This is a genomic window from Alcanivorax borkumensis SK2, from assembly GCF_000009365.1.
GTDB lineage: Bacteria > Pseudomonadota > Gammaproteobacteria > Pseudomonadales > Alcanivoracaceae > Alcanivorax > Alcanivorax borkumensis.
On record NC_008260.1, the window covers coordinates 645,892 to 663,733 of the forward strand.

The 17,842-nt window shown below is 57.9% G+C and carries 16 protein-coding genes; all 16 read left to right on the plus strand.

Translation table 11 applies throughout. The features are described 5' to 3' along the window. Nucleotides 1-329: 329 nt before the first annotated feature. The 16 genes from mraZ (at nt 330) to lpxC (ending at nt 17,839) form a co-directional block, all read left to right on the plus strand. A complete protein-coding gene (gene mraZ / locus ABO_RS03045) occupies nt 330-770 on the plus strand; it encodes a division/cell wall cluster transcriptional repressor MraZ (protein WP_011587875.1) in 441 nt (146 codons plus the stop codon). Further along, on the plus strand, nt 770-1,708 hold the full coding sequence (gene rsmH / locus ABO_RS03050) for a 16S rRNA (cytosine(1402)-N(4))-methyltransferase RsmH (protein ID WP_011587876.1): 939 nt from the start codon (nt 770-772) through the stop codon (nt 1,706-1,708). The genes mraZ and rsmH overlap by 1 nt, the downstream gene beginning before the upstream one ends. Further along, nucleotides 1,708-1,974, plus strand: a complete 267-nt coding sequence (gene ftsL, locus ABO_RS03055) for a cell division protein FtsL (RefSeq protein ID WP_011587877.1) — start codon at nt 1,708-1,710, stop codon at nt 1,972-1,974. The genes rsmH and ftsL overlap by 1 nt, the downstream gene beginning before the upstream one ends. Continuing rightward, a complete protein-coding gene (locus tag ABO_RS03060) occupies nt 1,971-3,692 on the plus strand; it encodes a peptidoglycan D,D-transpeptidase FtsI family protein (protein ID WP_011587878.1) in 1,722 nt (573 codons plus the stop codon). The genes ftsL and ABO_RS03060 overlap by 4 nt, the downstream gene beginning before the upstream one ends. Next, a complete protein-coding gene (locus ABO_RS03065; protein ID WP_011587879.1) occupies nt 3,689-5,161 on the plus strand; it encodes a UDP-N-acetylmuramoyl-L-alanyl-D-glutamate--2,6-diaminopimelate ligase in 1,473 nt (490 codons plus the stop codon). Before ABO_RS03060 ends, ABO_RS03065 begins: the two co-directional genes overlap by 4 nt. Continuing rightward, nucleotides 5,158-6,522: a UDP-N-acetylmuramoyl-tripeptide--D-alanyl-D-alanine ligase gene (gene murF / locus ABO_RS03070; RefSeq protein ID WP_011587880.1), complete on the plus strand. Its 1,365-nt coding sequence runs from the start codon at nt 5,158-5,160 to the stop codon at nt 6,520-6,522. Before ABO_RS03065 ends, murF begins: the two co-directional genes overlap by 4 nt. Next, a complete protein-coding gene (gene mraY / locus ABO_RS03075) occupies nt 6,522-7,604 on the plus strand; it encodes a phospho-N-acetylmuramoyl-pentapeptide-transferase (protein ID WP_011587881.1) in 1,083 nt (360 codons plus the stop codon). Before murF ends, mraY begins: the two co-directional genes overlap by 1 nt. A 16-nt stretch (nt 7,605-7,620) precedes the next feature. Continuing rightward, nucleotides 7,621-8,946 carry a UDP-N-acetylmuramoyl-L-alanine--D-glutamate ligase gene (gene murD / locus ABO_RS03080; RefSeq protein WP_011587882.1) on the plus strand — a complete coding sequence of 442 codons (1,326 nt, stop codon included), beginning with the start codon at nt 7,621-7,623 and terminating at the stop codon, nt 8,944-8,946. Next, the gene (gene ftsW / locus ABO_RS03085) at nt 8,939-10,096 is read left to right on the plus strand and encodes a putative lipid II flippase FtsW (protein ID WP_011587883.1); all 1,158 of its coding nucleotides are present in this window, start codon (nt 8,939-8,941) and stop codon (nt 10,094-10,096) included. Before murD ends, ftsW begins: the two co-directional genes overlap by 8 nt. Continuing rightward, nucleotides 10,093-11,166, plus strand: a complete 1,074-nt coding sequence (gene murG / locus ABO_RS03090) for an undecaprenyldiphospho-muramoylpentapeptide beta-N-acetylglucosaminyltransferase (RefSeq protein WP_011587884.1) — start codon at nt 10,093-10,095, stop codon at nt 11,164-11,166. Before ftsW ends, murG begins: the two co-directional genes overlap by 4 nt. Further along, complete coding sequence (gene murC / locus ABO_RS03095) at nt 11,156-12,580, plus strand: UDP-N-acetylmuramate--L-alanine ligase (protein WP_011587885.1); 1,425 nt, start codon at nt 11,156-11,158, stop codon at nt 12,578-12,580. The genes murG and murC overlap by 11 nt, the downstream gene beginning before the upstream one ends. Then, nucleotides 12,573-13,496, plus strand: coding sequence for a D-alanine--D-alanine ligase (locus ABO_RS03100; protein ID WP_011587886.1), 924 nt, complete (start codon nt 12,573-12,575; stop codon nt 13,494-13,496). Before murC ends, ABO_RS03100 begins: the two co-directional genes overlap by 8 nt. Continuing rightward, nucleotides 13,489-14,265: a cell division protein FtsQ/DivIB gene (locus ABO_RS03105; protein WP_011587887.1), complete on the plus strand. Its 777-nt coding sequence runs from the start codon at nt 13,489-13,491 to the stop codon at nt 14,263-14,265. The genes ABO_RS03100 and ABO_RS03105 overlap by 8 nt, the downstream gene beginning before the upstream one ends. A gap of 13 nt (nt 14,266-14,278) precedes the next feature. Continuing rightward, nucleotides 14,279-15,514: a cell division protein FtsA gene (gene ftsA / locus ABO_RS03110; RefSeq protein ID WP_007151175.1), complete on the plus strand. Its 1,236-nt coding sequence runs from the start codon at nt 14,279-14,281 to the stop codon at nt 15,512-15,514. 134 nt (nt 15,515-15,648) lie between these two features. Then, complete coding sequence (gene ftsZ, locus ABO_RS03115; RefSeq protein WP_035460637.1) at nt 15,649-16,815, plus strand: cell division protein FtsZ; 1,167 nt, start codon at nt 15,649-15,651, stop codon at nt 16,813-16,815. A 109-nt stretch (nt 16,816-16,924) separates the two neighbouring features. After that, nucleotides 16,925-17,839: a UDP-3-O-acyl-N-acetylglucosamine deacetylase gene (gene lpxC / locus ABO_RS03120; protein ID WP_011587889.1), complete on the plus strand. Its 915-nt coding sequence runs from the start codon at nt 16,925-16,927 to the stop codon at nt 17,837-17,839. Nucleotides 17,840-17,842: the final 3 nt, after the last annotated feature.

Here is a 17,842-nt window from a genome sequence, read left to right on the forward strand (position 1 = left end):
AAATGCAATTGTTAATAGCAAATTCATCTAAAACTTAAAGTGCTTTCTCTTCTGCGCGTCCCAGCGCCCTGATTCATCACGGAACTCCCTCCGTTCGTCGCTTCCTTGTTCGTTCTATTCTGTTTAAATGCCCCCTAACAGACTGATTTTTTTGGGAATTCTTTTACGTTTCTTCGGTGTGTCACGCTTGACTTGAGCTTTGCTGTGGCCCTAGAGTGTCTCAATGTGGTGGAAAGTGGGAAAAAGTGGGAATTTCCTGGTGGCTGGTGTCATGAAGTGGGGCAAAAGCCTAGGAAGGAACCGCATAACCAAGAGCAAGAGGATGGCCAGTGTTTACTGGGAGCGCAGCACTCAATCTGGATGCCAAAGGGCGGCTAACCATGCCGACTCGGTACCGTGCGTCGTTAATCGACACGTGCGGTGGCCAGCTTGTGCTTACGCTGCACCCCTTTGATGACTGCCTGGCGCTCTACCCGCGTGCTGAATTTATGGACACCGCAAAAAAACTGTCTGAACAGCGCGACTCCAACCCGCAGGTTCGCCAGCTCAAACGGCGTTTCTTGGGCCAAGCCGCTGAAATTGAGATGGACGGCAGTGGTCGTTTGTTGGTGCCGCCGGAATTGCGGGCGGCAATTAACTTGGAGAAACGCGCCATGCTGATCGGCCAGCTGCACCGTTTTGAAATCTGGAAAGAAGAGAGTTGGGCCGATGTGGATGGCACCCTGGACCCGGCAGCGTTGCCGGAAAGCGTGCAGGAGCTGTCGTTCTGATGACGACCGAGGACACGCAGTACGCACACCAGCCGGTAATGCTGGAAGAGGTGCTGGATATGTGGTTCAGCCAGAGCGAAGGGTTTTATGTGGACGGCACTTTTGGTCGTGGTGGCCACAGCCGTGCCTTGCTTTCGCGCCTGGGTGAAAACGGTCGCCTTATCGGTATTGATCGCGACCCGCAAGCAATTGCTGCTGGCCAGCAATTGGCTGCTAGCGATAGCCGTTTTCATATGATGGCCGGCCGCTTTGACTGCCTGCCACAAGCGGTGGAGCAGGCCGGTCGGCCGATTGACGGTTTGTTGCTGGATCTGGGCGTTTCTTCGCCACAGCTGGATGATGCGGCGCGCGGTTTCAGTTTTCTGCGTGACGGTCCTCTCGATATGCGCATGGACCCGACCCAAGGCGAGAGCGTGGCCGAATGGTTGTCCTACGCAGCGGAAAAAGATATCGCCAATGTGCTGTATCGCTACGGCGAAGAGCGCAAGTCTCGTTGGATCGCCAAGCGTATTTGTGAAACCCGCAAAGAGCAGCCGATTACCCGCACCCTGCAGTTGGCCGACTTGATCGAGTCCGTGCTGGGGCGTAATGAGCAGGGTAAGCATCCGGCGACGCGCAGCTTTCAGGCCCTGCGAATACATATAAACGGGGAGCTGGATGCACTGGATCAGGTGCTCGAACAGTCCCTCGAGACGCTCGCCATCGGCGGGCGTCTCGCCATTATTAGCTTCCATTCTTTGGAAGACCGGATCGTGAAATTATTTATTCGTGATCATTCCGGCCGGGCACCGAAAGGGCGCGGTGGTCTGCCGTTGGGTGATGAACTGCCTCAGCGGCTGGAGCCGGTGGGTAAGGTCATGCGGGCCAGCAAGGCTGAGCTGAAAGTGAATGTGCGCTCGCGTAGTGCGGTGCTGCGTATTGCGGAGAAGGTGGCCTGATGGCGGCGCCGTGGATGATTCGCGTATTGGTCGTGATGGTCGTGATGTCTGCGCTGGGTGTCAGTTATAGCGTGCATCAGGCGCGGCGTCTCACGGATGAAAGTCAACGTTTACAGCAGCGACAGACTCGATTGGAAACCCAGTGGAGCCAATTGTTGTTGGAGCACAGCACCTGGGGTAGTTACGCCCGGGTGGAGCGCCTGGCTAGAGAAAAGCTGGGCATGAAGTTACCTAAGACGAATGAGAGAGTGCTGATCAGGCCATGAAGAAACAGGCCCGCAAGATACGGCAACCGAATCACCTGATGCGCTGGCGCTTTGTGCTGGGCTTCTGGTCGGTGTGTGCCTGCCTGTTGTTAATTCGAGCGGTGGATCTTCAGGTTATTCAGCATGATTTTTTGGCCCACCAAGGGGACATCCGCAACCTGCGGGTGGAGCCGCTGGCGGCTCATCGGGGTGTAATTCGTGATCGTGCGGGTAAGCCATTGGCGGTGAGTACACCGGTGGTGACGCTCTGGGTGAATCCCCGCGAAGCGATGGAGCACCAGGATCAGTGGGGGCGTTTGGCCGGTAATTCGGTGATTGATCAGAAAGCGTTTGCCCGCAAGGTTCGCCGCCATAAGTCCCGTGAATTTATCTATTTGGAGCGGGGGTTAGCACCGGAAACGGCCAAGACAGTGTTGAGTTTAAATGTGCCCGGTGTCTATGCATTGACAGAATACCGTCGCTATTACCCGGCCGGTGAAGTGGCAAGCCATGTGGTGGGCTTCACCAATATCGATGATCAAGGGCAAGAAGGTATTGAGCTGGCTCTTGAAGATCATTTGTCCGGGCATTCCGGTCGTAAGAAGGTGGTGCGGGATCTGTTGGGCCGGGTGATTCAGGATATCGAAGTGCTGGAACCGGCGGAACCGGGTGAAGATGTCACGCTCAGCATCGACCTTCGCCTGCAGTATCTGGCCTACCGAGAACTGCTCGGAGCGGTACAAAAATTTAATGCGAAAGGGGGCAGTGCGGTTGTGTTGGATGTGCGCACCGGCGAAGTATTAGCCATGGTGAATCAGCCAGCCTACAACCCCAATAATCGTGGCAACCTGGATACCGGGGCGCTGCGTAATCGCGCTGTGACTGACCTGTTCGAACCAGGCTCCACCATGAAGCCCTTTACTGTGGCGGCGGCGTTGGAAATGGGCATGGTCACGCCGTCCACTACCATTAATACTCATCCAGGCACACTGCGGGTGGGCAGCAAAACGATTCGAGATCACCGTGATTACGGTGTTATCGATATCACCACTGTGCTCACTAAAAGTTCCAACGTGGGGACCAGCAAGCTGGCGTTAGCCATGGATTCGCAGGCATTGCCGGGCTACCTGGAGCGCTTTGGTTTCGGGCAATCCACCCACATTGCGTTTCCTGGCGAAAGCGATGGGCTGTTGCCGCTGCGCAGTAAATGGCGCGATGTTGAACGAGCGGCCCTGTCCTATGGTTACGGTTTGAGTGTCTCTGCGGTGCAGTTGGCTCAGGCCTATGCGGTGATCGCTAACGATGGCGTCAAAGTGCCGTTGACCTTGAAGAAAGTGGATCAGCCGCCGCAGGGTGAGCAGGTGATCGGCAAGGCGACGGCTCGCCAGCTGGTACAGATGTTGGAAACGGTGGTCAGTCGTGTTGGCACCGCGCGCCGGGCCCAGGTGCCAGGCTATCAGGTGGCAGGCAAGACCGGCACCGTGCACAAGGTGGTGAACGGTGGTTACGCCGATGATAACTATATTGGTCTGTTTGCTGGGTTGGCCCCGGCAACGGACCCGCGCATTGTCACCGTGGTGGTGATTGATGATCCGGCGGGTGATGCCTATTACGGTGGGCTCGTTGCGGCGCCGGCATTTTCTCGCATTATGAGTGGCGTGTTGCGCTCGCTCCATGTGCCACCGGACAAGCCTGACGGGCTGCTGGCCGGCGGGCCGGACGGGGAGGATCGCTCATGATGACTCTCCAGCAACTGCTGCCTAATACCACCCTGCCTGCTACTGCGGCGGGTGTTGTGCTTTCAGGGTTACAGCTCGATAGCCGCAAAGTTATGCCCGGTGATGCTTTTTTGGCCGTGCAGGGCGTGGCCAGCGATGGTCGCCAGTTTGTCAGCCAGGCGATTGCTGCCGGTGCGGTGGCAGTATTGGCTGAGGCAGAGACATTTTCTGTTCAGCAGGAGCAGGCGGTGCCACGGGTGAATTTCCCCGGTCTGAGCCGTTCGGTGGGTGAGCTCGCGGCCCGTTGGTACGGGGAGCCTGGCTCGGCCATGAATGTGGTGGGTGTGACGGGTACCAACGGCAAAACCAGCATTACTTGGTTCCTGCGTGATGCACTGAATGCGCTGGGCCATCGCTGTGCGCTGGTCGGCACACTAGGCTTAGGCTTAAAAGATAATGAACAGATTACCGGCCATACCACTCCGGATCCGATTACCCTGCAGGCCGGCTTAGCCCGAGTCCTTGAGGCGGGTGCCGATACAGTGGCTATGGAGGTGTCTTCCCATGCGCTGGATCAGCATCGGCTGGGTCCGACTCCGGTGTCGGTGGCTGTATTCAGTAACTTGAGCCGCGATCATCTGGATTACCACGGCGACATGGAAGCCTATTTGGCAGCCAAATCTGTGTTATTCACCCGTGACGGCGTGAAGTTGGCGGTGATCAATTGTGACGACCCGGTGGCGTATTCGTTGGTGGGTTGCCTGGCCGATGGCGTACGCTGTGTGACCTTCGGCGATCAGACCGGTGCCACCGTGCGTTGTGCGTCTGTGGCGTTCACCGCCGAAGGCACCAATGCCGAACTGAACGTAGGCGGAGAGTCCTTCTCGGTCACTTTGCCGCTGTTCGGCCGTTTCAACCTCAGCAACCTGATGGCCGTTGCCGGTATTCTGCATGGACAGGGTGTCAGCACGGATTCACTGGCTGGAGCTCTGGCTGCGATAACACCAGTGCCCGGTCGCATGGAACCGGTGCAGCAAGCTGGCTGTCCCACGGTGATTGTCGATTACGCCCACACTCCGGATGGGCTGGAAAAAGCTCTGCAAGCCTGTCGTGCGCACTTCGCTGGCCGCTTGTTCTGCATCATTGGTTGCGGAGGCGACCGGGATACCGGCAAGCGCCCACAAATGGCCGCGGTCGCTGAGCGTGGCGCGGACCACGTGGTGTTTACCAGCGATAATCCGCGTAGCGAAGATCCGCAAAAAATCATTGATGAAATGTGCGCTGGTCTCACTGACACAGGGTCAGTGCAGATCATTGTTGAACGTGATCGAGCGGTGATGGATACGGTGCAGGCGGCCAGTGACGGCGATGTGATTCTGCTTGCCGGCAAAGGCCATGAGGATTATCAGGAAGTGAATGGTGTGCGTTACCCCAGTGATGATCGCGATCTGGCCCACAAGGCGTTCAACGCTCGGGGAGGTGCACAATGATGTGGCTGTCACAGATCGCCCAGTGGACCGGCGGTGCCCTGCACGGTGACGACTTGAAAGTGAATGCGGTCGCCACCGATACCCGCGATATTGAACCCGGCTGTCTGTTTGCCGCGCTGCGCGGTGAGCGCTTTGATGCCCATGATTTTCTAGCGTCTGCCAAAAACGGTGGCGCCATTGCTGCTTTGGTCGAGCACGAGCAGGACTGTTTCGACAACGTTGTGCAGGTTGCCGATAGCCGTAAAGGTTTGGGGCGACTTGCCGGTGGCTATGCCGCTCAGTTCGGCATGCCCCGCCTGGCGGTGACCGGTAATGCCGGCAAAACCACCGTGAAAGAAATGGCGGCGACCATGTTGGGCGAAGGTACCTTGGCCACCAATGGCAATTTTAATAATGACGTGGGTGTGCCGCTAACTCTGCTGCGGCTGCGTGCCGAGCATCGTTATGCCGTGATTGAGCTGGGTGCCAATGCACCGGGCGAAATTGCGTGGACCAGTTCGTTGACGCGCCCGCAGGTGGTGTTAGTCACGAATGTAACCGGGGCGCATCTAGAGGGCTTTGGCTCCATGCAGGGCATAGCCGACGCCAAGGCAGAAATTTTTACCGGTTGTACGCAGGGCGGTCAGGCGATCGTGAACAACGATGATAGCTTTGCCGATTTTTTTGCAGAAAAAGCCCGTGCTGCGGGGTTGACCGTGGTGCGGGTGAGTATGGACGAAAGCACACGGGCCGGAGCCGACCTGTATGCAGAGAACATTGTCCTCCACCGCGACAGTGCCGAGTTCGTACTTCAGCCGCTGGGCGACGCTGTGCTTGTCCCGCTGCCGGGGGCGCATCAGGTGAGTAATGCCCTGATGGCCTGCGCAGCGGTCCGCGCGCTAGGTGCTAGTTTGCCTCAGGTGTTGCCGCGACTGGCAGCGCTCAAGCCCGTGCCTGGGCGGATGCATATTCAATCCGCCGGCACCGGCACGGTGGTTGACGATACTTATAACGCTAATCCGGGCTCGGTACGTGCAGCCATCGACTGGTTGGCCGCACAGCCCGCACCACAAATGCTGGTGCTGGGAGAAATGGGTGAGTTGGGCCCGCAGGCGGACAGCCTGGTAGAAGCATTAGGTGAATACGCTCAGCAGGCCGGCATTGCCGGTTTGGTGGTGATGACCGGTGCAGCAGCAGCTGCACGGGGCTATGGCGAAGCGGCAAACATTGCTAAGGACTATCAACAGGCGGCGAATTGGAGTGCCCCAGTGCTGGAACAAGGTGGCACTGTGTTGGTGAAAGGGTCGCGCAGCGCCGGTATGGAAGCGGTGGTAAGGCTGTTGGCGACACAAGAACACACACTCACACAGGGGGCACGCTGATGCTGCTTTGGCTGGCTGAATATCTTGCGCAATACCACAGCGGTTTTCTGGTGGTGCAGTACATCACTTTGCGCGGCATCTTAAGTGTTCTCACTGCTTTGTTCATCGCTTTTTGGGTCGGCCCGATCATGATCCGCATGCTGCAGGAAAAACAGGTGGGTCAGGCGATCCGTGATGATGGCCCGAAGAGCCATCTGAGCAAGGCCGGCACCCCCACCATGGGCGGCGCGCTGATTCTGGTGGCCATCGTTATTTCCACCTTGCTGTGGGGCGACCTGGAAAACCGTTTTGTATGGATCACCTTGGGTGTGTTGTTTGTTTTCGGCGCCGTGGGCTGGGTGGATGACTGGCGCAAGGTGGTGGAAAAGAACCCGCGGGGCCTGCCTGCTCGCTGGAAATATTTGTGGCTGTCTGTTGGTGCGCTCGGCGCTGGGTGCGCCTTGTTCTTCACCGCGCAGAGCCCGGTGGAAACCCAGTTGATCGTGCCGTTCTTCAAAAGCGTCGCCATCAATATGGGCTGGTTCTACATCGTGCTGACCTATTTTGTGATTAACGGTACCAGCAATGCGGTGAATCTCACCGACGGGCTGGATGGCCTGGCGATTATGCCCACCGTGCTGGTGGGCGGCGCTCTGGGCATTTTTGCTTACGCCGGTGGCCATGCCGAGTTCGCTACGTATTTGCAGATTCCCTATGTGGCGGGTGCCGGTGAGCTGGTGATTATTTCTGCTGCCCTGTGTGGGGCGGGGTTGGGCTTTCTCTGGTTCAACGCGTATCCCGCTCAGGTATTTATGGGTGATGTGGGCGCGCTGTCCTTGGGGGCAGTGCTCGGTGTGATGGCGGTGATCGTCCGCCAGGAAATTGTGCTTTTCATCATGGGCGGTGTGTTCGTGATGGAAACGGTATCGGTGATGCTGCAGGTGGGTTCGTTCAAGCTCACCGGTCGGCGGATTTTCCGCATGGCGCCTATTCATCACCATTTTGAGCTGAAGGGGTGGCCGGAGCCGAAGATTATTGTGCGGTTCTGGATCATCACCGTGATTCTTGTACTTGTGGGTCTGGCGACCCTGAAAATCCGATAGGGGATTGAGTCAATTTATGGCGAAAGACGGGTTTGATCTGGTCATTGGCCTGGGTGTAACAGGCCGCTCCGTGATCCGCTATCTAACGGATCAGGGTATGCCCGTGCGCGCCATAGATACCCGTGCTGAACCGGTCGGCCTAGACGCCCTGTGCGCAGACTTTCCGGACCTAAAAGTGCATACCGGTGGCTTCAAGAAAGGCTGGATGGGCAAGGCCCGTCGTCTGATCGTGAGCCCGGGTGTGGCGGTGTCCACGCCCGCCATTGCCGAGCAGGTAGTGGATGGCAAAGAAGTGATCGGCGACATTGAGCTGTTCGCCCGTGCGGCCAGTGAGCCGCTGGTGGCCATCACCGGTTCCAATGCCAAAAGCACAGTGACAACGCTGCTGGGGCAAGTGGCAGATGCCTGTGGGATGAACCCAGGTATCGGCGGCAACCTGGGTGTGCCAGCGCTGGAATTGCTGGACGACCAAGCGCGGTTGTACGTTCTTGAGTTGTCCAGCTTTCAGTTGGAAACCACTTACAGCTTGAGTGCGGAAGTGGCCACAGTGTTAAACGTGTCCCAGGATCATTTGGACCGTTACGCCAGCTTTGCAGATTACCTAGCGGCTAAGCAGCGCGTCTATGACGGCTGCCAGGTGGCGGTCTGGAATCGTGATGATTTGGCAACCCGTCCGCCGGCTACGGTGGCCCGGCAGATCAGTTTTGGCGCCCACCCGGAAGCGGATTACCGGCTAGATAGCGAAAACGGTCAACTACTGTGCCGAGGCGAGCCCTTATTGTCGCTGTCAGAGCTGGCGCTCACCGGCCACCATAATGCCATGAATATTCTCTCGGTTCTGGCGATCAGTGATGCGCTGTCTTTGAATCGGGATAAAGCACTGGCCACAGTGAAAACCTTTACTGGGCTGCCGCATCGTTGCCAGCTGGTCGCCGAATCAGGTGGTGTGCGCTGGTTTAACGATTCGAAGGCCACCAATGTGGGCGCCACCTTGGCGGCGCTGACCGGGATCGGTGAAAGCATCGAGGGCAAAGTGATTCTGGTCGCTGGTGGCCTAGGCAAAGGGCAGGATTTCTCTCCGCTGGCCGAGCCTGCCCGGCAGTATTTACGTGCCGCCCTATTGATGGGTGAAGACCGTACTACCGTGGCACAGGGCATGTCTGCGGCGCCCTGTGAACTGGTGGCAGATATGGCTGTTGCGGTACGTCGCGCCCATGCCCTGGCACAGCCGGGCGATGCCGTTTTACTGTCACCGGCCTGTGCCTCGTTTGATCAGTACAGCGGTTTTGCTGCCCGCGGCGATGATTTCACCACCCGTGCCCAGGAGTTGTGCCATGACTGAGCGCATGATCCTGAAAGTAGACCATACGGGGATCGACAAACCGCTGTTGTGGACGGCTATTTTGTTGGCTCTGGCAGGGCTAGTGATGGTGTCATCCGCCAGTTTGCAGATTGCTGAAACTCGTTTAGGTGACCCCTTTTATTACGCCATGCGCCATGGCATTTATTTGGCGCTGGGCCTGGGTGTAGGCGCCTTTGTATATTACGCGGTGCCGCTGGCACTGCTTGAGCGTTTGCGCTTTGTGATGCTGCCTGTGGCGCTGGTGGCATTAGTGATGGTGTTTATTCCCGGGCTGGGCCGTACGGTGAATGGTTCCACCCGCTGGATCGCTTTGCCAGGCCTGACCATTCAGGCTTCAGAAATCGTCAAACTGTGCTTTGTACTTTATCTAGCGGGATATGTGGCGCAACGCAAAGCCGCGTTGGAAACGGAATGGAAGGCCTTCTTGCTGCCGCTGGGTTTGCTGGGTGTGCTGATGCTGCTGTTGCTGCTGGAGCCGGATTTCGGCGCGGTGGTGGTGTTGGGAATTACCGCCATGGGCATGTTGTTTTTGTCTGGCGTGCCGACTCTGCGGTTCTTGCTGATCGGTTTGATTGCGGTGGCACTTGGCGGATTGGTCGCCTTTGCCGAACCTTACCGGGTGGCACGGTTGATGACCTTTACCGACCCTTGGGCAGACCAGTTTGGTTCTGGCTATCAGCTGACCCAGAGTCTGATTGCGTTTGGTCGAGGGCACTGGTTTGGTGTGGGGCTAGGTAACAGTGTACAGAAGCTATTTTACCTGCCAGAAGCCCATACGGATTTTGTCTATGCAGTGATGTCTGAAGAGCTGGGGCTGCTGGGAAATGTGGCGCTAATCGGTGGTTTTATTCTGCTGGGTTGGCGGGTGTTCCGGATTGGCCACCGTTTGGAAGCGCGCGGATTGTTGTACCACGCCTACCTAGTCTATGGCTGTGCCTTCGTATTTTGCTCCCAGGCATTTATCAACCTGGGCGTGAACATGGGGCTGCTGCCCACCAAGGGGCTGACCCTGCCCTTTATCAGCTATGGGGGGTCTTCCCTGTTGATTTCCGCCGTTATGGTGGGGCTGATTTTACGAGCCGGAGCGGAAGCGGACCACCTGAAAGCCAGAGGGAGGGCTGCACGATGAGTGGCACCGTCCTGATTATGGCTGGCGGTACGGGTGGGCATGTATTCCCTGCGCTGGCTGTGGCTGACCAACTGCGCACCCGCGGTTTCGATATTCTCTGGCTGGGCGCGGAAAACGGCATGGAAGGCAACTTAGTGCGCCAGTATGGCTACGAAATTGCCGAATTGTCTGTGTCCCGCCTACGCGGTGGTGGCATCAAGCGTAAGTTGACCGCGCCGTTCAACCTGTTGCGGGCGGTGTTACAGGCGCGGCAGCTGATTCGCGCCCGTCAGCCGGTGCTGGCGGTGGGCTTTGGTGGTTTTGCCAGCGGCCCCGGTGGGCTGGCTGCGCGCTTGTGCAAGGTGCCGGTGGTGGTACATGAGCAGAATGCGGTTCCCGGGCTGACTAATCGCTTGTTGTCTCGTTTATCGACGGTGACCCTGGAAGGGTTCCAGGGTGCTTTTGGTCACCCGCAAGCCTGCTGGGTGGGCAACCCGGTACGTCCGCAGATTACTGCTCTAGAGGAGCCGGCTCGTCGTTATGCACAGCATCAGGGCGGGCTTCGTGTGCTGGTTCTGGGCGGAAGCCAAGGGGCGCTGGTACTTAATCAGGATCTGCCGGAATTACTATTGGCGGTACTGGGTCGCGATATACAGGTGCGCCATCAATGCGGCGCCGGGCGTACCGCTGAAGCTGCACCGATTTACCAGGCGCTGGGGCTGCAGGCTCAGGTGAGTGAATTTATTGATGATATGGCAGAAGCCTACGGGTGGGCGGATTTGGTGATCTGCCGGGCCGGCGCACTGACCGTGGCGGAAGTGGCCGCAGCGGGCGTGGCCGCCCTGTTTGTACCACTGCCCAGCGCAGTGGATGACCACCAGACATTGAACGCCCGTTGGTTGTCAGAGCGCGGGGCTGCCCTGTTGCTGCCCCAACGGGACCTGGGTGCGGTAAGTCTTGCTGGCACCTTGAAACCGGTTGCAGAGCGTGGCCTGTTGGCGCAAATCGCCGAGCGGGCCCGTGAGCAGGCGATGGCGGATAGTGCAGAGCGCGCCGCCACGCTGTGTGAGGAGGTGGCCAATGGCCGATAACGACATTATTCATACGGTGCCGGAGATGCGCCGCATTCGCGGTATCCACTTTGTGGGTATCGGCGGTGTGGGCATGTGCGGCATTGCGGAAGTGCTGGCCAACCAGGGTTATGCCATCAGCGGCAGCGACATTAAGGAATCGCCGGTGCTAGAGCGTCTGCGCAGCCTGGGTGTGAGAGTGGACATTGGCCACCGTGCCGAGAATATCGATGGTGCAGATGTGGTGGTGACCTCCACCGCGGTGAATACCGAGAACCTGGAAGTGGCGGCGGCCCACGAGCGCCGTATTCCGGTGGTGCCACGGGCTCAGATGTTGGCGGAGTTAATGCGCTTTCGTCACGGTATCGCGGTGGCCGGCACCCACGGCAAGACCACCACTACGTCATTAACCGCAGCGATCATGGCGGAGGCAGGGCTGGACCCGACCTTTGTGATTGGTGGCCGTTTGAATAGCGCGGGCACCAATGCGCGCCTGGGACAGAGCCGTTATCTGGTGGCGGAAGCGGATGAGTCCGATGCCAGTTTCCTGCACTTGCAGCCCATGAGCGCCATCGTCACTAATGTTGATGCGGATCACATGCACACCTACGGCGGCGATTTCGCTCAGCTGGAGAATACCTTTATCGAGTTTCTTCACAACCTGCCGTTCTACGGTGTGGCGGTGATGTGTGTGGATGATCCGGTGGTGCGCAAGCTGCTGCCCCGGGTCAATCGTCAGGTGATTCGATATGGCTTCAGCGAGGATGCAGACCTACGTGCGGAGAACGTGCGTCAGGACGGCATGGTGACTCATTTCCGGGTGGTGCGCGCGGAAGGCGAGCCCCTGGACGTGTCGCTAAATATGCCCGGACGCCATAACGTGCTTAATGCGCTGGCCGCTATTGCGGTGTCGGCGGATGAGGGTGCGGGCGACGAGGCCATTATCCGTGGCCTGAACAACTTTACCGGAGTGGGACGTCGCTTTGACGTGCAAGGCGATTATCACTTTGACGGCGGCAGCGCGACGCTGGTGGATGACTACGGTCACCATCCCCGTGAGGTGGCTGCCACCATTGATGCCATTCGTGAAGGCTGGCCGGGCCGTCGCCTAGCCATGCTGTTTCAGCCTCACCGTTATACCCGTACCCAAGACCTTTACGAGGACTTCGTGGAAGTATTGTCCGGTGTGGATGTATTGCTGATGTTAGAAGTGTATGCCGCTGGGGAAGAACCGATTCCCGGTGCTGACGCCCGTGCTTTGTGTCGCAGTCTGCGCAAGCGCGGGCTGGAGCCTGTGTTTGTGGATGACCCGGACAAGCTGCAAGGCTTGTTGGCCAGCCAGCTTCAGAATGGCGATCTGCTCGTCACCCAAGGCGCGGGTAATGTCGGTGCCATCGCCAAGCAGTTGGTTGCTCAGGGAGGCGGCCATGGATAAGCGTGCATTGAAAGAACGATTGAGCCGAGTAGGCCGCGTGGCAGTGCTGGCTGGTGGTCGATCTGCAGAACGCGCTGTGTCGCTGAAGAGCGGTGCTGCGGTACATGCAGGCTTGCGTAACTTGGGTTTGCTCGCAGAGCTGGTGGACCCGGCGGATAAGAGCGTCGATACCTTGAGAGGGTTTGATGCCGCCTTTATTGCCTTGCATGGCCGCGGTGGCGAAGACGGCGTGATTCAAGGCGTATTGGAGCACCTTGAGATTCCCTACACAGGCTCCGGCGTGATGGCGTCGGCTATCGGCATGGACAAGGTACGTACCAAGCAGCTGTGGAAAGGTGCGGGTTTGCCCACGCCAGCCTTTTATGTGGCTGGGCGTGAAGAGGCAGAGTTGGGCTTTCCGGTGATCGTCAAGCCAGCCCATGAAGGGTCGTCCATCGGCATGGCCAAGGCCGATAACACCGAGGAACTGGGCGAAGCGTTAGTGGCCGCGGAAAAATTTGATCAGGACGTGTTGGTTGAAGCCTGGGTCAACGGCCCGGAGTACACCGTGGCGGTGCTGGGTGATGAAGCTTTGCCGGCTATCCGCCTGCAAACGCCCCATGTCTTCTATGACTTTGAAGCCAAGTACCAGTCCGACAGCACGGAGTATTTATGTCCGGCTGGGCTGGATGATGCTGATGAGCAGGCGTTGCGCACGTTGGCGCTCACGGCATTCCGCGTTGCCGGATGCCGTGGCTGGGGCCGGGTAGATGTCATGCGTGATGAGCAAGGCCAGTGGCAGTTGCTGGAAGTGAATACGGTGCCAGGTATGACCGACCATTCTTTAGTGCCGATGGCTGCGAAAGCCACTGGCCGTGATTTCGATGTGCTGGTAGGTGAGATTCTGCTGGACGCGCTGGAGCGGGGTCGTGGCTAAAAACGCGCCCGCGCCGCGTGGCGCCCGCCGCAAGCCGGTTAAAAAGGTCGGCGTACCGCTGCGCGAGCGGGTGGCAACGGCGGTGCCATGGATGCTGGTCGGCTCGGTGGCGATGGTTAGCCTGCTGGCGGTGATCTACCTGCCCGCGGCGCTGGATGGTTACCCGATCCGCAAGGTGGGCGTGGATGGTGTGACCGATGTGCGCCGTCAACAGCAGATAGAAACCGCGTTGGCGGCGCTAGTGCGTGAAGAAAATTATTTCTCTGTGCCGCTGGAGGAAATCTACCAGCAATCTCAGGGATTAAGCTGGGTGGAAGAGGTTTCCGTCCGCCGTCAGTGGCCCGATACCGTGGTGCTGACGGTAGAAGAACGACGCCCGGTGGCCGTGTGGAATGAGTCGGTGTTGGTGTCGGACAGCGGGCAGCCGTTCAAGGCACTGAAGCAGTACGACCTGGACGATCTGCCTCACCTGAATGGCCCGGAACAGCGGTTGGAGGAAGTCATGGGCTTCTACCACAGCATGGGCAAAACGCTGGCGGATGTGGATTTGAGCATTCGTAGTATGGAGGTCAATGCGCGCCTGACCGCGCGCCTGACGCTGAATAACGACATGGAACTGGTGGTTGACCGTGAGCATTACACCACCAAATTACGCCGTTTTGTGCGGCTTTATCGTGGCGTGCTGAACACGGATAGCCGTCAGGTAGCTCGGGTCGATTTGCGTTATGCGGACGGCATGGCAGTGACCTGGCGCGAGCAGCAAAGTTAGGAGAAAGGGTGACATGGCGACTGCAACAGAAAACATGATTGTCGGACTTGATATTGGCACCTCAAAGGTAGTTGCCATCGTCGGCCAGACAGCAGCCGATGGCACCTTGGAAATCGTCGGTCTGGGCTCGCAACCGTCACGGGGCATGAAAAAGGGCGTGGTGGTGGATATCGAAGCCACCGTGCGCTCGATTCAGCGTGCGGTGGAAGAAGCCGAGCTAATGGCGGGTTGTCATATTCACACGGTGTACGCCGGTATTGCCGGTTCCCATGTGCGTAGCCTCAATTCCCACGGCATTGTTGCCATTCGCGACAGGGAAGTGGCCCAGGCAGATATTGACCGGGTGATCGACGCGGCCCAAGCGGTGGCGATTCCGGCGGACCAGAAAACCTTGCATGTGCTGCCACAGGAATATGTGGTGGACAACCAGGAAGGTGTGCGCGAGCCCATCGGTATGAGCGGCGTGCGCTTGGAAGCCAAAGTGCATTTGGTGACCTGTGCGGTGAATGCGGTGCAAAACATCGAGAAATGTGTGCGTCGCTGCAACTTGGAAGTCGATGACGTCATCCTTGAGCAGTTAGCGAGTGCTCACGCCGTGCTCACCGAAGATGAGCGCGAACTGGGTGTCTGCATCGTGGATATTGGCGGCGGCACCACGGATATCGCCATCTTCACCGAAGGCGCCATTCGTCATACCGCCAATATTCCCATTGCTGGGGACCAGGTGACTAACGATATCGCTATGGCGTTGCGCACCCCCAAACAGCATGCCGACGAAATCAAAATCAAGTACGCCTGTGCGTTGACTCAACTGGCTGGCGCAGATGAAACCATCAAGGTGCCCAGCGTGGGTGATCGTCCGCCGCGCACCCTTAGCCGTCAGAATCTGGCTGAGGTGGTGGAGCCACGTTACGACGAATTGTTCACCTTAGTGCAGGCGGAAATTCGTCGCTCCGGATTTGAAGATTTGATCCCTGGCGGGATTGTGCTCACCGGTGGCTCTTCGAAGATTGAAGGGGCAGTGGATTTGGCTGAGGAGATTTTTCATATGCCGGTTCGCCTAGGTGCGCCGCAGGGTATTTCTGGGCTGATTGATGTGGTGAAAAACCCAATTTACTCCACCTCTGTGGGCCTGCTGTTGTACGGCCAGCGCATGGAGAAGGAAGGCACTAGCGCCAAGGCCCAAGCCGGTGGTGGTGAGCTGGACTGGCTGGAACGTATTAAGAGCTGGTTCAAAGGTAATTTTTAGCAAGAATCGCAGCACGCTTCTCGATCAGGGAAGCGTCAGATAAGGGCAAGCGGTTGTTCCGGGCCGCGGCAACATGACCGGAACACTTCGACGTAATGTGCAGTAAACAGGGAAGCAAAAACGGGAGATCAACCATGCAATTTAAACTGGAAGACAGCGTGCCGCATGGCGCGGTAATCAAAGTGGTAGGTGTCGGTGGCGGCGGCGGCAATGCCGTGGATCACATGGTGCGTTCGGGTGTGGAAGGGGTAGATTTCATCTGCGCCAACACGGACGCCCAGGCCCTGCGTAATGCCTCATCCAAAACCGTAATTCAGCTGGGTAGCCAGGTGACCAAGGGTTTGGGTGCGGGTGCCAATCCGGAAATTGGCCGTCAATCGGCACAGGAAGACCGCGATCGCATCGCTGAGCTGTTGGATGGTGCCGATATGGTATTCGTAACAGCCGGTATGGGCGGTGGTACGGGTACCGGTGCCGCTCCGGTGGTGGCCGAAATCGCCAAGGAACTGGGCATCTTGACTGTAGCCGTGGTTACCAAGCCGTTCCCCTTCGAAGGCAAGAAGCGTATGCGTTCTGCCCAGCAGGGGATTGATGATCTGAAAGAACACGTTCATTCACTGATCACCATTCCCAACGAAAAGCTGCAAGCGGTATTGGGCGGCTCCACTAGCCTGTTGGATGCGTTCAAGGCGGCAAACGAAGTATTGCAAGGTGCGGTGAAAGGGATTGCCGACCTGATTGTTCGCCCCGGCATGATTAACGTGGATTTCGCTGACGTGCGCACCGTGATGAGCGAAATGGGCACCGCGATGATGGGCACGGGTACCGCCAGTGGCGACAACCGTGCAGCGGAAGCCGCCCAAGCCGCTATCTCCAGCCCGTTGCTGGAAGATGTGGATTTGCGTGGTGCGCGGGGTATCCTGATTAACATTACTGCCAATGAGTCCATCGCTCTGGATGAGTTCTCGGAAGTGGGTGACATCGTCAGTGAATTGGCTGGGGATGACGCCAATGTGATTATCGGTACTGCCATTGACCCGGATATGGGCGATAGCATCAGCGTTACCGTGGTCGCCACTGGTCTGGGCGCAGCGGCTCAGGAACTAAAAGTCGTGCGGGGCCGTCAGACTCCTGTCGCGGCGGACGGACGGGTGGACTACAGCGATTTGGATCGCCCGGCTGTAGAGCGTAAACGCGCCGCTCAGCAGGCTGCAAGCGGCCGAGGCCAGCAAGCGGTGAGCACCGCCGAAGATCTGGATTTCATCGATATCCCGACCTTTCTGCGCCGCCAGGCCGACTAACGGCCTGGCGAGATGGGTGCAAAATAAGGGTGTTCCAGTATAATCGCGCCCTAATTTTGTGTTGAGGAAAGCGGTATCCTTAGGATACCCGCAGCTGTGTGACAGACTGATGATCAGACAACGAACGCTAAAAAACGTGATCCGCGCCACTGGCGTAGGGCTTCACACCGGCGAAAAGGTCTACATGACCGTGCGCCCGGCACCGGTGGATACCGGTATCGTGTTCCGGCGAGTGGACCTGGACCCTGTTGTGGAGATCAAGGCTGCTGCGGACGCGGTGGGCGAAACCACGCTCTCTTCCACGCTGGTTCAGGATGGCGTGAAAGTGGGTACGGTAGAGCACTTCTTGTCCGCCATGGCGGGCCTCGGGATTGATAACGCCTTTGTGGAGTTGTCTGCCCCGGAGATGCCGATCATGGATGGTAGTGCTGGTCCGTTCGTCTTCCTCCTGCAATCTGCTGGTATCAAGGAACAGGAAGCCGCCAAGAAGTTTATCCGCATCAAAAAAGAAGTGACGGTGCGTGAAGACGACAAAACGGCAACATTCGTGCCTTTTGACGGCTTCAAGGTGACTTTTTCTATCGAGTTCGATCACCCGGTGTTTGAAGAGCGCAACCAGCTGGCCAGTATCGACTTCTCCACGACCTCGTTCGTGAAAGAAGTGGCCCGTGCCCGGACCTTTGGTTTTATGCGCGATATCGAGTTTCTGCGCAGTCAGAACTTGGCGTTGGGTGGCAGTGTCGATAATGCCATTGTGGTGGACGAATACCGTATCCTCAACGAAGACGGTCTGCGTTATGACGACGAGTTCGTCAAACACAAGATGCTAGATGCCATTGGCGACTTGTATCTGCTGGGCCACAGCCTGATTGGTGAGTTCATTGGCCATAAGTCTGGCCATGCACTTAACAATGCGCTGTTGCGGGAGATCCTCCGTCAGGAAGACTCCTACGAGGTGGTGACGTTCGAAGATGCCACCGATGCACCTGTGTCTTATATGCGCCCTGTTTTGGCTGCAGAATAAGTA

Bases quoted from the DNA above. Each gene is read 5' to 3' on its own strand.
- rsmH (WP_011587876.1), top strand. From the start codon at position 770: ATGACGACCGAGGACACGCAGTACGCACACCAGCCGGTAATGCTGGAA.
- ftsL (WP_011587877.1), top strand. From the start codon at position 1,708: ATGGCGGCGCCGTGGATGATTCGCGTATTGGTCGTGATGGTCGTGATG.
- ABO_RS03060 (WP_011587878.1), top strand. From the start codon at position 1,971: ATGAAGAAACAGGCCCGCAAGATACGGCAACCGAATCACCTGATGCGC.
- ABO_RS03065 (WP_011587879.1), top strand. From the start codon at position 3,689: ATGATGACTCTCCAGCAACTGCTGCCTAATACCACCCTGCCTGCTACT.
- murF (WP_011587880.1), top strand. From the start codon at position 5,158: ATGATGTGGCTGTCACAGATCGCCCAGTGGACCGGCGGTGCCCTGCAC.
- mraY (WP_011587881.1), top strand. From the start codon at position 6,522: ATGCTGCTTTGGCTGGCTGAATATCTTGCGCAATACCACAGCGGTTTT.
- murD (WP_011587882.1), top strand. From the start codon at position 7,621: ATGGCGAAAGACGGGTTTGATCTGGTCATTGGCCTGGGTGTAACAGGC.
- ftsW (WP_011587883.1), top strand. From the start codon at position 8,939: ATGACTGAGCGCATGATCCTGAAAGTAGACCATACGGGGATCGACAAA.
- murG (WP_011587884.1), top strand. From the start codon at position 10,093: ATGAGTGGCACCGTCCTGATTATGGCTGGCGGTACGGGTGGGCATGTA.
- murC (WP_011587885.1), top strand. From the start codon at position 11,156: ATGGCCGATAACGACATTATTCATACGGTGCCGGAGATGCGCCGCATT.
- ABO_RS03100 (WP_011587886.1), top strand. From the start codon at position 12,573: ATGGATAAGCGTGCATTGAAAGAACGATTGAGCCGAGTAGGCCGCGTG.
- ftsA (WP_007151175.1), top strand. From the start codon at position 14,279: ATGGCGACTGCAACAGAAAACATGATTGTCGGACTTGATATTGGCACC.
- ftsZ (WP_035460637.1), top strand. From the start codon at position 15,649: ATGCAATTTAAACTGGAAGACAGCGTGCCGCATGGCGCGGTAATCAAA.
- lpxC (WP_011587889.1), top strand. From the start codon at position 16,925: ATGATCAGACAACGAACGCTAAAAAACGTGATCCGCGCCACTGGCGTA.